14 protein-coding genes are annotated in these 14,072 nt (G+C 58.1%); 8 read left to right on the top strand and 6 right to left on the bottom strand.

The features are described from left to right. Nucleotide 1 precedes the first annotated feature (1 nt). The 5 genes from NQT62_RS13520 to NQT62_RS13500 form a co-directional block, all read right to left on the bottom strand. Nucleotides 2–622 carry an MlaC/ttg2D family ABC transporter substrate-binding protein gene (locus NQT62_RS13520; RefSeq protein WP_256765263.1) on the bottom strand — a complete coding sequence of 207 codons (621 nt, stop codon included), beginning with the start codon at nt 620–622 and terminating at the stop codon, nt 2–4. A gap of 62 nt (nt 623–684) precedes the next feature. Continuing rightward, nucleotides 685–1,575 carry an MlaA family lipoprotein gene (locus NQT62_RS13515; RefSeq protein ID WP_256765262.1) on the bottom strand — a complete coding sequence of 297 codons (891 nt, stop codon included), beginning with the start codon at nt 1,573–1,575 and terminating at the stop codon, nt 685–687. Between the two features lie 25 nt (nt 1,576–1,600). Further along, the gene (gene mlaD, locus NQT62_RS13510) at nt 1,601–2,086 is read right to left on the bottom strand and encodes an outer membrane lipid asymmetry maintenance protein MlaD (RefSeq protein WP_256765261.1); all 486 of its coding nucleotides are present in this window, start codon (nt 2,084–2,086) and stop codon (nt 1,601–1,603) included. A 28-nt stretch (nt 2,087–2,114) separates the two neighbouring features. After that, a complete protein-coding gene (gene mlaE / locus NQT62_RS13505; protein ID WP_256765260.1) occupies nt 2,115–2,900 on the bottom strand; it encodes a lipid asymmetry maintenance ABC transporter permease subunit MlaE in 786 nt (261 codons plus the stop codon). Further along, a complete protein-coding gene (locus tag NQT62_RS13500) occupies nt 2,897–3,685 on the bottom strand; it encodes an ABC transporter ATP-binding protein (RefSeq protein WP_256765259.1) in 789 nt (262 codons plus the stop codon). Before NQT62_RS13500 ends, mlaE begins: the two co-directional genes overlap by 4 nt. A 197-nt stretch (nt 3,686–3,882) precedes the next feature. Here NQT62_RS13500 and NQT62_RS13495 point away from each other — a divergent pair, with 197 nt between their 5' ends. The 8 genes from NQT62_RS13495 to NQT62_RS13460 all read left to right on the top strand — a co-directional run bounded on the left by NQT62_RS13495 (nt 3,883) and on the right by NQT62_RS13460 (nt 11,952). Continuing rightward, nucleotides 3,883–5,853 (top strand): type II secretion system protein GspD, encoded by a 1,971-nt coding sequence (locus NQT62_RS13495; RefSeq protein WP_256765258.1) that lies wholly within the window; start codon nt 3,883–3,885, stop codon nt 5,851–5,853. After that, nucleotides 5,850–6,824, top strand: a complete 975-nt coding sequence (locus NQT62_RS13490; RefSeq protein WP_256765257.1) for a GspE/PulE family protein — start codon at nt 5,850–5,852, stop codon at nt 6,822–6,824. The genes NQT62_RS13495 and NQT62_RS13490 overlap by 4 nt, the downstream gene beginning before the upstream one ends. Next, nucleotides 6,821–7,819, top strand: a complete 999-nt coding sequence (locus NQT62_RS13485; protein ID WP_256765256.1) for a type II secretion system F family protein — start codon at nt 6,821–6,823, stop codon at nt 7,817–7,819. Before NQT62_RS13490 ends, NQT62_RS13485 begins: the two co-directional genes overlap by 4 nt. Further along, nucleotides 7,816–8,709 carry a hypothetical protein gene (locus NQT62_RS13480; RefSeq protein WP_256765255.1) on the top strand — a complete coding sequence of 298 codons (894 nt, stop codon included), beginning with the start codon at nt 7,816–7,818 and terminating at the stop codon, nt 8,707–8,709. The genes NQT62_RS13485 and NQT62_RS13480 overlap by 4 nt, the downstream gene beginning before the upstream one ends. Next, nucleotides 8,706–9,302, top strand: a complete 597-nt coding sequence (locus tag NQT62_RS13475; protein WP_256765254.1) for a hypothetical protein — start codon at nt 8,706–8,708, stop codon at nt 9,300–9,302. Before NQT62_RS13480 ends, NQT62_RS13475 begins: the two co-directional genes overlap by 4 nt. Nucleotides 9,303–9,311: 9 nt before the next feature. Continuing rightward, the gene (locus tag NQT62_RS13470) at nt 9,312–10,469 is read left to right on the top strand and encodes a hypothetical protein (RefSeq protein ID WP_256765253.1); all 1,158 of its coding nucleotides are present in this window, start codon (nt 9,312–9,314) and stop codon (nt 10,467–10,469) included. Then, nucleotides 10,442–11,212 carry a type II secretion system protein gene (locus NQT62_RS13465; RefSeq protein ID WP_256765252.1) on the top strand — a complete coding sequence of 257 codons (771 nt, stop codon included), beginning with the start codon at nt 10,442–10,444 and terminating at the stop codon, nt 11,210–11,212. The genes NQT62_RS13470 and NQT62_RS13465 overlap by 28 nt, the downstream gene beginning before the upstream one ends. A gap of 92 nt (nt 11,213–11,304) precedes the next feature. After that, nucleotides 11,305–11,952, top strand: a complete 648-nt coding sequence (locus NQT62_RS13460; protein ID WP_256765251.1) for a type II secretion system protein — start codon at nt 11,305–11,307, stop codon at nt 11,950–11,952. A gap of 16 nt (nt 11,953–11,968) precedes the next feature. On the opposite strand, the gene NQT62_RS13455 is transcribed toward NQT62_RS13460, so the two are convergent. Next, on the bottom strand, nt 11,969–13,975 hold the full coding sequence (locus NQT62_RS13455) for a monovalent cation:proton antiporter-2 (CPA2) family protein (protein ID WP_256765420.1): 2,007 nt from the start codon (nt 13,973–13,975) through the stop codon (nt 11,969–11,971). Nucleotides 13,976–14,072 lie beyond the last annotated feature (97 nt).

Here is a 14,072-nt window from a genome sequence, read left to right as displayed (position 1 = left end):
CTCAACCCTGACTGTTTTTGGCCTTCAGGCTGGAAATCAAACCATCCACACCCGACTGGTTGATGATGGGCTGGAACTGGGCTTTGTAGGAATCCACCAACCACAGGCCCAACACGCTCAGGTCATAAATTTTCCACTTGCCATCTTTCTTCTCAACGCGGTAGGCCAGGTCCACCGGCGGACCATCCTTGCGCAACACCTGGCTATTGACCACCACATCGGTGTCCTCCGGACGGGCACGCAGCTTGTCGACTTTCAGCGTTTGATCACCCACCTGGGACAACGCCCCCGCATAGGTTTTGGTCAGCAGAATTTTGAACTGCTCCACAATGGCATCGCGCTGCGCTGGGGTAGCGGCTCGCCAGGGTGCGCCCACCACCAGTTGGGTCATTTTTCGGAAATTGACATTGGGCATCACCTTTTGGTCAATCAGCGCGTCCAGCTTGGCTGGATCAGCCACCAATTCCTTCTTGCGCGCCTTGATCTCAGTCAACACCTCGTTGCTGAATTTTTCAACGAATTCGTTGGCAGGCAGGTCATCGGCCATGGCTGGCGCGACAAAGCCCAAGCCCATGGCACCCATCAACAACCCATACACCCACATTTTTACTGCATTTTTCATGATGTTCCCATTCTTGCTACGGTGACAGTTTTACAACGCGGGTCGGCGACCCGCTGTTGACTTCAATGAAGGGTCGACTCCGACGCTTCCAGACCCAGTGCGGCTTTTGCGCGGGCACTTTGTTCCAGACCACCGGGCATGGAAAATGCCGGTTGGTCCCCCGCCAGGGGTTTAAACACATCCAGGGCTGCCTTGAACGGCGGGTGCGGCTCCATCATCAGGCTGCTTTCATCCCCATCGTCCATGGGCGCCTTGTCATTGGGGTCTGGCGCGCCATCCCGAATCTGGCTGGCACGCCGGGCCAAGTAGGCGTCACGCACAAATGCGTACTTGTCCAAGGCAACGCGATCAACCAGGTCAGTGGCGGGCAACAACCGCGCCCGCTTGTCCACCAGGCTCAAAAACACCAAGGAATTGCGCTCGCTCACGTCATCGTGATAACGCAAGGGGTTCAGCGGCGCATCGACCACCTTCCCGCTGGCATCCCGAAGGGTGCTGGGGCCCAACAGCGGCAGAACGAGGTAAGGCCCAGAGCCCACGCCCCAAACACCCAGTGTTTGACCGAAGTCCTCATCGTGCTTCTGAAAACCCAACTCGGATGCCACATCCACCAAACCAAAAATGCCCACGGTGGAATTCAGTGCAAACCGGCTGATGTCGCCGCCCGCCTCTTTGGGTTTGCCTTGCAGCAGGTTGTTGAAAGCCACCGCAATGTCTTCCAGGTTGGAGAAGAAATTCCCAACCACGGTTCGAACTTCCGGAGCGGTCACCGCGTTGTAGCCCTTGGCCAATGGCTTGAGGACGGCGATGTCAACACCTTCATTGAAAGTACTAACCCCACGGTTGAACCCTTCAAACGGGTCCGCCGGAGACGGGGCACGCAGGGTTGAGCAGCCGGCTGCAGACCCCAGCACGGCCACCACCATCACCAGTTTTTGAATTGAATTGCGCACAAATAGCTCCCACGAAACCCTGTTTTTATTGATTGCTTGCACCGGCCGCTGGCGTTGGCTCAGATGCCTTGCTGTAAAGAAACTGGCTGATCAGATTTTCCAGCACCACCGCAGACTGCGTGCGGGCAAACTTTTGCCCAGACGTCAGGTTATCCTCATCGCCACCGGGTTCTACGCCGATGTACTGCTCACCCAACAGCCCCGATGTCAGGATTTTGGCTGAAGAATCCTTGGGAAATTTGAATCCTTCCTCCAGATCGATGGCAACCACCGCGCGAAAAGTGACAGGGTCCAGCGAGATGTTGGCCACACGGCCCACCACAACGCCAGCGCTTTTGACGGGAGCCCGCGGTTTCAAACCACCAATGTTGTCAAATTCCGCCAACACTCGGTACTGGGCACCGGTGGAAAACGAACTCAGGTTTCCGGCCTTCAGTGCCAAAAACACCAGGGCCAAAGCGCCGATGAGCACAAAAAGCCCAACCCAGAAATCCACTGCACTCTTTTTCATTGATCTGTCCGCTTCTAAAAATAACCAATCACACGCTGAACATCAGCGCGGTCAAAATGAAGTCCAAGCCGAGAATGGTGAGTGAAGAAATCACCACGGTCCGGGTTGTTGCCCGCGACACACCCTCGGGCGTTGGCTGGCATTCATACCCCTGAAACAGGGCAATTGCGTTCACGGCCACGCCAAACACGATGCTCTTGATCACCCCATTGAGGATGTCATCCTGGAAGTCCACCCCGGCCTGCATTTGGGACCAAAAAGCACCCGAGTCGACACCGATGAGCAATACACCCACCACATAACCCCCCATCACGCCCACAGCGCTGAACAAAGCCGCCAACAGGGGCATGGACACCAATCCAGCCACCCAGCGGGGCGCCAGAATGCGGGCCCGGGGGTCAACCGCCATCATTTCCATGGCCGTCAATTGCTCACCCGCTTTCATCAGACCGATTTCTGCGGTCAGTGAGGTACCTGCCCGCCCTGCAAACAGCAGTCCCGACACCACCGGCCCCAACTCGCGCACCAGAGACAACGCCACCAGCAAGCCCAAGGCCTGTTCAGCCCCATACCGGTTTAGGGTGTAGTAGCCCTGCAAACCCAGCACAAAGCCCACAAACAAGCCCGACACCACGATGATGACCAGCGAGTAATTACCGATAAAGTGAATCTGATCAATAATGAGGCGCGGTCGCAACACAGCCTTGGGCAACAGCATGAACAGCTGAAGCACCAGGCGGGCAAACTGCCCCAAGCCAGTGATGCTGGCGCGAACACCCGCGCCAATGTCGGACACCCATGCAACCGGGCTCATGCGAAGTCCTCCAGCAAATCCACCGCCGGGTAATGAAACTTCACCGGTCCCTCGGGCAATCCTTGAATAAATTGCTGCACATACGGGTCTGTGTTCTCGCTAACTTCTGACGGCGTACCTTCGGCCAACACTTTGCCGTTGGCAATCACGATCACGTAGTCGCTGATGGCAAAAGACTCGTGGATATCATGGGTCACAACCACGGATGTGGCGCCCAGGGCGTCGTTCAACGTCCGGATCAAATTGGCTGTGATACCCAAGGAAATCGGATCCAAACCGGCAAAGGGCTCATCATAAAAAATCAGCTCAGGATCCAGCGCCACCGCACGGGCCAACGCAACACGCCGGCTCATGCCCCCGGAAATTTCAGACGGCATGAGGTGAGAGGCCCCCCGAAGGCCCACCGCGTGCAATTTGAGCAACACCAGGTCGCGAATGGCCGACTCGGGCAAATTGGTGTGTTCGCGCAACGGGAAGGCCACATTGTCAAACACCGACAAATCCGTAAACAGGGCACCGAACTGGAACAACACCCCGATTCGCTTGCGAAACGCGTACAGGTCTTTCGTGGAGGCCTTCACAATATTTTGGCCCAGCACACTGACATGGCCCCGGCTGACGGGGTATTGCCCGCACATCAGCCGCAGCAGGGTGGTCTTGCCCGAGCCGGATCCGCCCATCACCGAGACCACCTTTCCCTTGGGGATTCGAAGGGTGATGTCTTTCAAGATGAGGCGGTCGCCGTAACCAAAATCCACTTGATCAAGTTCTGCTACAAAGCCCATCTGGGCGCCCCTGCTGTTTTTGTATCGCAATTTGACATTCTAACCCGAAGAGACTGAACGCCGGTTCAGTAACACCCTGTAAACGCCAAGCATCGCTCCCTAAAAGCGACACCGTCACCTCCAGGGTATGACCACGGTGTGGGGCATCCAGTCTGCTTGTCTAACATCCGACCTTCCCGATTCAACATGAAGGTTCTATGAATTGCTGCCCGCCTCGCAACCTGGGTGTTGTTTTGTTGCTCACGGCACTCGCAGCCTGCACCAGTACAACACCAGCGCCCCACCTGGCAGATGCAGCAATGCCCCATGGCGGAAAAACACCGACCCAGGCCTTGTGGATCACTGAATCGGCACACCAGCCCGTTGAACAGAGTCCGGCGCTTGCCCACCCGTTGAATCTGCGAATCGAAAATTTGCCGGCCAGCCATGTATTGGAATTGGTCGCACAGGACATGCGGCTGGGTTACAGCTTTGACGCCTGCGGAGTACAGCCTGTGAGCCTGGTCGGTCGAGACCTGCCGCTGCGTGAATTAATGGCCTTGCTGGGGGAACAGACCGACGCGGTGGTATCGCTGGAGAAAGGACAACTCAAACTGCGGTGCGACAAAGATGAATTGCGGCTGTACAAGTTGGACTATCTGTCTATTGCCCGCCAAATGAGCGACAGCTCGCGACTGAGCTCGGCCGTGGCCAACCAAGCTGTTCAACCCGGCGAGCGGCGGGAAAGTGGCAATCGGTCTGACCTGACACTGCTGAACGAACAGGATCACAATGTGTGGGAGAAACTGACAGCCGAGATTGAACAACTCATTCAGGCTCAGCTTCGCCCCCAGGAGTTTTCAACCCAAGAACGCACCCGCGAAGAAGACAAAGACCGTGCCTTTGAAAGCAATCGGGACTCAAACCGCAGTCGGTTCCTGAACCCTCGCCGCACGGCCAGCAGCACCAACAGCAACCAGCGAGAAGTCACCACCACACGTCGGGAAGTGCGCTCGGGCCGTGTCATTGTGAATCCGGAGTCGGGAACCGTGGCAGTGCTTGCCAAACCCTCTCAACATGCGCGCGTCGCCCAATGGCTCAAACTGCTTCAGCAGCGCCTGGATCGCCAGGTCATTCTGGAAGCCGTGATCACGGAAGTGACCCTGAACGACCGTTTTGAGCGCGGAATCGACTGGAATCTGCTGAGGGACTCTGGCACCCGTGCTGGTCTGCTGGTCCAGGGTTTGAACACGGTCAACCCGGTTCTCACGGTGACCGCAAGCCGCACTGGGTCCAGCGGTGAATCCAGTGTGGTACTTCGACTGCTGGAAGAGTTTGGCAAGGCCTCTGTGCTGTCATCCCCCCGGATTGTGGCCATGAACCAGCAGCCTTCTGTGCTCAAAGTCATTGACAACCGGGTGTACTTCACCACCGATGTACAAACCAGTGCGCCAACACAAAACAGCCCGGCATTTTCTACATACAACACCCAGGTTCAGACCGTTCCGGTTGGCTTTTTGATGACCGTCACCCCGCAAATTGCCGACAACAATGCAGTGCAACTGCGCGTGCGCCCGACCCTGAGCCGAATTGTGGGGTTTGTTCAGGATCCCAATCCAGCCTTGCGACAATTGAATATCGTGAGCCAGGTTCCCGAGATTCAAACCCGTGAACTGGAGTCCGTGCTCAAACTGCGGGATGGTGAGATGGCCCTGCTGGGTGGGCTTCGGCAGCAGGAGCTGAACACCTTGGACAGGGGTATTCCCGGCAGTCCGGATGCACTCGACCCCATCACGCAGAGCCAGCGACGCAGCAACAATCAAATTGAGCTGGTGGTGTTGCTCAAGGCCACCGTATTGGATTCCCCCAGCATCAGTGCCTCACCACAAGGCGCCAACAACGACCCGGCATTTGCCCAAAATCTTCGTTATGGTCTGTTTCTCAGTCAGCATGGCGACACAGCCCAGGCCACACGCTTGATGCACCTGATGACCACCCAGTATCCGGATGCACCCGAGCCCTGGTTTAACCTGGCCTTGCTGGCCCATGAGCAGGGGCTGAGCACCGAGGTCGACAACGCCATCGAACAAAGCCGTGCGCGGTGTGCCCAGCAAACATGCCAACTCCCCTTTTTGGCCCTGCTGTCGCTCAACCCAGCCTCCACAGCCCGCGCGCAACCACTGCCATGAGCCAGGGACAACACCCGTTTCTGACTGCGTTGCAATCCACCTGGGCTGACGTGCTGACCTATGCACACGGCGCTGGCGCATCCGACCTGCACTTGACCGCTGGGGACAACCATTACCACGCCAGCCTGCGAATTGCAGGGCATATTGGCCAACGGCAGACACTGCTCCCAACAACGGCCCGGGCGTTGATTCAAACCCTCAAGGCCGCCTGCAACATGAACATTGCTGAAAGTCGTCGCCCCCAGGACGGGCGACTCAGCCATCTTGGCCTTGACATCCGGTTGGCGACCCACCCTGGTCTGCATGGGGAAAGTCTGGTTATTCGGCTGCTCAACACCCATGCCGCACAAGGACTGGGTAACCTGAACTTTCCAGCCCCGCTGGTCCAGAGCCTGCGCAAACTCGCCACGCTCGACCATGGGCTCTTGCTGGTTGCCGGGGCCACCGGTGCGGGAAAGTCCACCACATTGCACGCCATCCTGCATGAGCTCGGCGAACACACTGGGCGGCTGGTGACGCTGGAAGAACCAGTGGAAGTGATTCACCCCAAAGCCCTGCAGACCGACCTCACACGGCTGCCACACCTCGATGTGGCGGCTGGGCTTCGCTCGTTGATGCGCCAAGACCCTGACACCATTCTGATCGGGGAAATCCGGGATGTTGAAACAGCCCAACTCACGTTGCACGCAGCATTGACAGGTCACCGCGTGTTGGCCTCAGTCCACGCGCCGGATTGCACGGGCGCACTGTATCGGTTGATGGAGCTGGGCGTCCCCTTGCCCAGCCTGCTGAATTGTTTGAACGGCGTACTGGCCCAACAGCTTCGCCCCTGCACCCAACGGAACGGTCATCGGCGCCCAGTGGCCGAATTAATGGACTTCACCACTGTGAACAGGGGAGACTTGCTGGATTGCGATCGCTTGTCTGACCTTCACCAACTGCTGCGTAACACGGGGAAGCCAACCCCATGAAGCGGTTTGAGCGACCTATACCGGAGTCCGTCTGGATTGACTGGATGAGCCAATGGGCAGAACTTTGCCACACCGGTCTGAGCGCACTGGAGGCCCTTGAATTGAGCCTGGAATGGATGACCCAACACGGTCAGCACCGCCGCTTGCAAGACCGCCTTGGGCCTTGCATTGAAGCACTTCAAGGCGGTGTTGCACCGGAACAGGTGTTTGGTGCCCAACACAACAACTGGCCGGCGCCGCTTCAATTGGCGGTTCGATGTGCGCAAGTTCATGGCGACTGGAGCCAAGCCTTGACCCGTCAAAGCCAGGAATGGCGACAGGCGCAACAGTTTCGACACAGCCTGCTTCAAAGCTTGAGCTACCCAGCCCTGGTACTGTTCAGTGCCGTGGGCTTGTGGATTTTGCTGGGCTCCACGGTGGGATTCTCCATCCCCCCGCTGTCGCTGGATCTGCCCACCACGCTGATAATGACTGGCGGCGCAATCGCTGTTGTCGGGTTGGTATTGCGCTCACGGGTCAGCCAACACCGTGCGTTGGGCTTTGGTGCATACCTCGGGCGCTGGAAGATTCGTCCGGCACTGCAGGTTCACCAGCATTTTTTCACCATGGCCTGTGAACTTGAAGCAGGCGTGGATCTCCTGAAGGTACTGAACAGACCATTGACGGGTCGATCGGCCATGGAAAAAGCGTTGGCTGAATTCAACCACCATTTGTTAAGAAGCCTGCAGCGGGGCAACCGGTTGTCCAGTGCCCTTGAACAGGCACAGGCACCCGGCTTTCTGGTTAGCCAAGGTCGCCTGGCTGAACACAGCGGCAACCTTCACCAGTGCTTCAACCTGTGCGCCCGTATTTACCTGACCATGGCCCAACAAAGACGCCAACGCCTGAGCACATGGCTCTCGCCCATGGCACTGGGTGTGTCAGGCTTGGTGATCCTGCTGGCGTATCAAACCACCCTGGCACCCCTGTACCAGCAATTGGGGCAATGGCCATGACCAACCCCTCAGCCCCCATGGATTGTTGGTGGATATTCCGCACGGCAGCTCACACTGCTTGGCAAGTGCAGCGGCTTGAGCCGACCAGCCAGGGCTGGCAAGGCCAACCACCTCAGGCATGGGCTGACTTTTCGGGCACAGCAGAGCACATCAACAGCCTGTCCATGCCATCCACGGTGGTGTTGATCAACCTGCCGGACGAACCGTGTGTGGCACAAAACACAGCCCGATGGTGCGCCGTTCGCCAAAGCCCTGTTCGCTGGCATGCGTTGCCCCACACGCCAGAACTGGCTGCGTTGATGGAGTCGCTTCAGCATTACCCGGCGCGCCGACAGGTGGTGTGCGAAGCCCACAGCAAGTCTGGTCCAGACAGTGTGGAGTACCTCTATTTCAAGCGCCATGAACATCGGGTGTTTGAACCATGGGTTCAAGGACTCGATGTGTGGCCACCGTCTCGGTTGGTCCGCCTGCGGTTCAGTATTCAACAAGCCCTGTTTTCCCGCAGGCACTGGCCTGTCCGGCTGCTGCTGGCTTGCGTTGCAGCCAGCGGGGTGATCATGGGCTCCACTTTTCAGACGACATCAAACCAAGCACCCCGTCAACCAACCCAGGCAGCGCCCCCCCAGCGGCTGGACCCGGCATTGACAACCCCTGCAGAAGGCCTCTCGACGGCCCAATGGCAGGCCTGGGGAAACCAGCTTCAACAGTTTGGTGCGCGGGGGAAAAAACACGTTGAGTCGCTGGAATTTGAGTGGCAAGCCGGCGTACCCACCATCAGTGTGTTGCAACTGGACCGCGTTCCGCGTCGCCTTCCCAAAGGATGCACAGCGGCAGGCGATTCAATGGTTGTTTGCACGGCTCCAAACCCAAAAACTGCACCGGCGCAATGACCATGACAACCCGCTCAGCACTGAACAACAGCCTGCGTGAATTTCGATGGTATTCCAAGGCCATCACAGGTCTCAGCACCCTCGGCATGCTTGGGTTGACTGCCTTGTTCACCTTTGATCAAAAACCATCGCCACCTCGCGCATCATCGCCCAGCTTGAATAGCCGGTTTCCGTCGCAGAAGCGGCCCAGCGCCCTGCCACCTGCCGCAGTGTTGATCCATCATGAACAGGTCAACACCGAGCAGGCGGTTTGGTCCGGTGCCTTCCAGTGGATGGCCCAAAACCGATTGGTTTGGGGCCGTTGCACCGTGCAACCTGAGGGCCCCCAGTTCAAGGTGAAGTGCATGTCCAGTGCTTCACCGGGCGGAATGGCCAGCGCGGTGCCGCCGGCTTCCATCCACATCAGCAATGCCTTGTTCAAGCCGTCAACAGTCGTGCAATCCATGGCGGCGAACGCATTGAACGCAACCAACACGACGGATATCGATGTCCACGCACAAGCGCAGCGCAGCGGGTGGATACAAACCCGTGAGGGCCTGCGTCAATACGACGCCCGTCATGAAACATGGCTTGCACCCAAACATCGCCCCTGAACATTCTCCATGAACCTTCTGTCTTCACGCGGTCAAGCCTTGTTGGCAGCCCTGGTCGCCCTGGCCCTGGTCACGGTGTCCAGCACCGGCTTTTGGTCAATGTGGCACAACCAACAACAGGCTCAATTTCAGCGCAGTGCGAATACCCGGCTGCAACTTTGGGCCATGAAACAGACCTTGTTGAACTTCGCTTCACGCCAGGGCATCAACACGTTGACGCAAGCCGGGCATTTGCCCTGTCCTGCCAACACGCCAGGTGGCGCCCCCCGCGTGGTCTGTTCCAATGCGCGCGTGGGCTATTGGCCCGCAACCACCGTGATCAAAACCAATTACCTGGGTAGCGCACTGGGCCCAACCACAGCGCCGGCATCCAGCAAACAACCTGCCCCTGCGTGGTATTACGGCGTCTCATCGCAGTTGGTGCAACCCAATCCGCTGGGCTGGAGCCAGTGGGTGAACTTTGATCTACCCCCACTCACCGTGAATACGCCGGAAGGTATTCAAACCAACATCGCAGCCGTGGCTGCCACAGGAATCCAGGTGCTCGGGCCTGATTATTGGCAAGTAGAGCCACCTTATTTGCTGATTTCTCTGCGTGAACTCCAAAGCGCCGTGCGCTCTGTGGTGCAGCAACAAACCCTGTTCACACTGCAACGCTGGGCGCTTTATGAACAACAGCGCCTGAACAGCGGCCCTGTTGCACCCCAGACCAACGAAAACCTGCAGCCTGCGGGCACCGCAAACCGTTGGCAGGCCATCAACGCGGGTTGCCAATGCCATTGCACAAAAACACGCTGCACCTGCAGTTGCAGTCAAAACGCACACTGGATTTCCCGGGACACCTGCGCAGGGTCGAATGGCTGCTCGGGCTCACAGCTTGAGCCCGATGGAACACCGCTTTTTCATTGTGTTAGCACTGCCTATTCGGCCTGCAGCTTTAAAGGTCCAGCTGGCCTTGATAGCCGGTGGCCAATCAGTCGCTTCAAACCCGAGGCGGGCATCAATCGCCCATGCAACCCCACGGCCGAACCGTTATGCCCCACCAGCCCGGGGGCGGATGCCTGCGACTGTGAGTTTTCCTGGCCATCGGTGGTGTCTGGCCGGTTGAGTCAACTTCAAATTGTTCATGGAGACAGCGGATGGACGGCCACCGTCAACACAGATTAAACGCCCGCAGTGGTTTCACGTTGCTTGAAACCGCATTGGTGCTCATGATTGTGGGTCTGCTTCTGGGCCCATTGATAAAACTCGTGGCCAATCAGCAGGCCAGCGAGCTGGAACTGAAGCGGCAACAGGCCCAACGTGGTCTGCAAGAAGCCCTGGAGGCGTTTGTACTCACCCATGGGCGATTGCCCTGCCCAGCAGATCAGGCCGATGGCTGGGAAGCGCGTCAGGGCGGTACTTGCCTGCAGGCGACAGGCTGGTTTCCATCGCAGAGCCTGGGGTTACCCAAGCCCTACCGCTTACGCATGGCGCTGGCCGATTTGGCCTCCGCCACGGCGCCCGCTGCGGGCGTGCTGCTGCGGGCCCATCCGTTTGAATTGCTGTCACCCCAACAGTTGTCGGAAATTGTATTCAACCCGCCCACCGCCAACCTCGCGGTGGGTCAAGGCCCTTTACCTGCGTTGCACCTCTGCCATCGAACCGGTGCCTCGCCGCCACCGGTGCAGGCTTGGGGCTGTGGCAACCTGCCCACGCTGAGCGAGAGTGCCGTGCTGGTGGCACTGGCGGAACAAGACCTGGCACTGGCGGACAACGGGCAACGCGGTCACCAGTTCATTCTCGACATCGCCGGCAGTTCATCCAACCGAGTGTGGCTGTCTTATGACCGGCTCTTTTGGCTGTGGCTTCAAGGCGGCTGGCTGTCTGGTGGCGCGCCAGCCCCAACAGCGTCCACCCAAACACACTGAACCGATTCCCACACCCGGTTACCCATGCAAAAGGCCTGTGGGCTGACATGCTCCAACTCGATCCAACCACCCACCTACGGAATACACACACCATGAAACACAACACCCGCCCCACCTCGTCTGCCGGATTCTCACTGCTGGAACTGTCCATTGCCATGGCGGTGTTGGCGATTCTGGCCGGGGGGATTCTCAAAGGGCGCGAACTGATCGCCAGTGCCAAAGTACAGTCCGTCATCACCGACCTGGCCAGCCTGGAGACAGCCATGGTCGGTTTCCAAAGCCGGTATGGTGCCCTGCCTGGCGATTTTCCCGCGGCAGATGCAGCGGGGCTGGGCACCACTGGCGGGGATGGCAATGGCCGCATTGAAGGCACAGAAGAAGAAGGCCATGTGTTCACCCAACTTCAGAAAGCTGGCTTCATTCAGGGCGATTACTCGCCACCCGCCACAGCGGATGCCAGCTGCGGACCCAGCAGCTGCATGGCCAGTCGGTTGGGTGGCGTGATGGTGATTAGCAGCACACTGGAGGGACCGAGTACACCAGAAGGTGCGGCTGTGGTGCTGTTTGCAGACCAGGGGCCGGTTCGCCAACTGGCAGAAATTGATCGCAAACTGGACGATGGAAACCCTTTGAAAGGCAGCGTTCAAGTGCTCAACGCCGATGTCGCAGCCTGCACAAGCAACGGCTTCTGGAATGAAAAAGCCGATGTGCAGTGCGGTGCCCTGTATGTGCTGCGTTAAACCCGCCGCCGGGTGCTCACGCGTCCTGTCTGCCTGGTTTTCGTCCCAGTATTTTTGATTCGGCCAGGCTCAAGGCATCGGGCTGCCCTTTCAGCACCAGAATATCGCCACTTTCCAATCGGGTGTCGGGGGACGGGTCTCCACCCCGAATACCCCGACGGCGAATGGCATTGACCTCCACCCCCAAATCCATCAGGCCCAGTTCGGCAAGTGACCGGCCAACACCGGTTGCGCCGGGCTCAATAATGACCGAGTGTAATCGCACCCACTGGTTTTCCGGCGTGTCGGATTCATCATCCACACCGCGGAACACACCCCTGAACATTTGGTAACGGGATTCACGGATATTCCGGATCTGCTTGACCACCCGGGACACCGGTACCCCCAACAACATGAGCGCCTGCGAACCCAGCATCAAACTGCCTTCCAGAATTTCGGGTACCACCTCAGTGGCCCCTGCGGCGGTCAATCGTTCCAGATCACTTTCATCGGTGGTTCGCACAATCACCGGCACAGCGGGTGCCAACTGGCGAACAGCCATCAACACCTTTTCCGCGGTTTTGGTCTCGGCAAAGGTCACCACCACGCAACTGGCCCGTAGCAAGCCAGCGGCCACCAGGGTTTCGCGCTTGGCTGCATCACCAAACACCACAGAATCACCGGCGGCCGTGGCCTCGCGAATTCGGTCTGGGTCCAGGTCCAGGGCCACATAACTCAAGTCTTCCCGGTCCAGCAAACGCGCCAGGTGTTGTCCACTGCGCCCAAACCCGCACACCAGCACATGCTTGCTGGTGGACAGGCTTTTCTGGGCAATCTGGTGCAGCTCCAGGGAACGCTGCAACCATTCCTGACTGGAGAACCGCAACACAATACGGTCTGCATGCTGAATCATGAATGGTGCTGCCAACATCGACAGCACCATGCTGGCCGTGATGGTTTGCAACCACGGGTCGGGTACCAAACCAAACCCGGTTGAACCCGCATTGGACAACAGCACAAACCCAAACTCACCAGCCTGGGCCAGGTAAATACCCGTGCGCATGGCGGTTCCCGTGTTCGCGCCAAATATTTTGGCCAATGCGGCAATCAACACCAGCTTCGCGATCACCGGAACCACAGACAGCAAAATAACCCAGTACCAGTTCGTCACCACCACAGCCGGGTTGAGCAACATGCCCGTGGTTACGAAAAACAGGCCCAGCAACACATCGCGAAATGGCTTGATGTCCTCTTCCACCTGATGCTTGTATTGGGTTTCGGCAATCAGAATGCCGGCCACAAAGGCCCCCAAGGCCAGCGACAATTCAGCAAGTTCCGTTAACCAGGCCAGCCCCAGGGTGATCAACAACACATTGAGCACAAACAGTTCCTGGGACTTGCTGCGGGCGACGAAGGTCATCCACCAGTTCATCATCCGCTGACCAAACACCAGCATCAAACCCAGCACCAATGCAGCTTTCACCATGGCCAAGCTGAGGGTTTGCGGCAAGTGGCTGGCATCCTCCGCCAGGGCTGGAATGATGATCAGCAGTGGCACCACCGCCAAATCCTGAAACAATAAAATGCCCATGATTTGCCGACCGTGGGCTGAATCCAACTCAAGCCGCTCTGCCAACAGTTTGCTGACAATGGCCGTGGACGACATGGCCGCAGCCCCCGCCAGTACAAATGCCGTGGCCATGGACACGTTGAAAATCCAGTTCAACAGCCAGCCCAGGGCCATCACGCCCAAGATGGTGAGCGAGACCTGTGCCAGCCCAAGCCCGAACACCACCCGCCGCATGGCATGCAATTTGGGCAGGCTGAATTCCAGCCCGATGGAAAACATCAAAAACACCACACCGAACTCAGCCAGGTGTCGGGTTTCCGGCACATCGGGAACAAAGCCCAGGGAGAAGGGTCCGATCAGGGTGCCCGCAAACAAATAGCCCAGCATGGCTGGAAGTTTCCAGTGCTTGAACAGCGACACCGCCAAAACGGCGACCAGCATCAGAATCAGAGAGAGCTCGAGAGCGTTGGGCACGTTGAATGCAAAGTTCGGGAAGAGAATTGGCACGGGCTTTGCTATACTGCCGCTAAAACGACACTGTCACAATCCCCCGCCTTGCTTGAGTCTAACA

The organism is Limnobacter humi (assembly GCF_024518835.1).
Taxonomy (GTDB): Bacteria; Pseudomonadota; Gammaproteobacteria; order Burkholderiales; family Burkholderiaceae_B; genus Limnobacter; species Limnobacter humi.
This window is presented reverse-complemented; position numbering and strand designations above follow the sequence as displayed.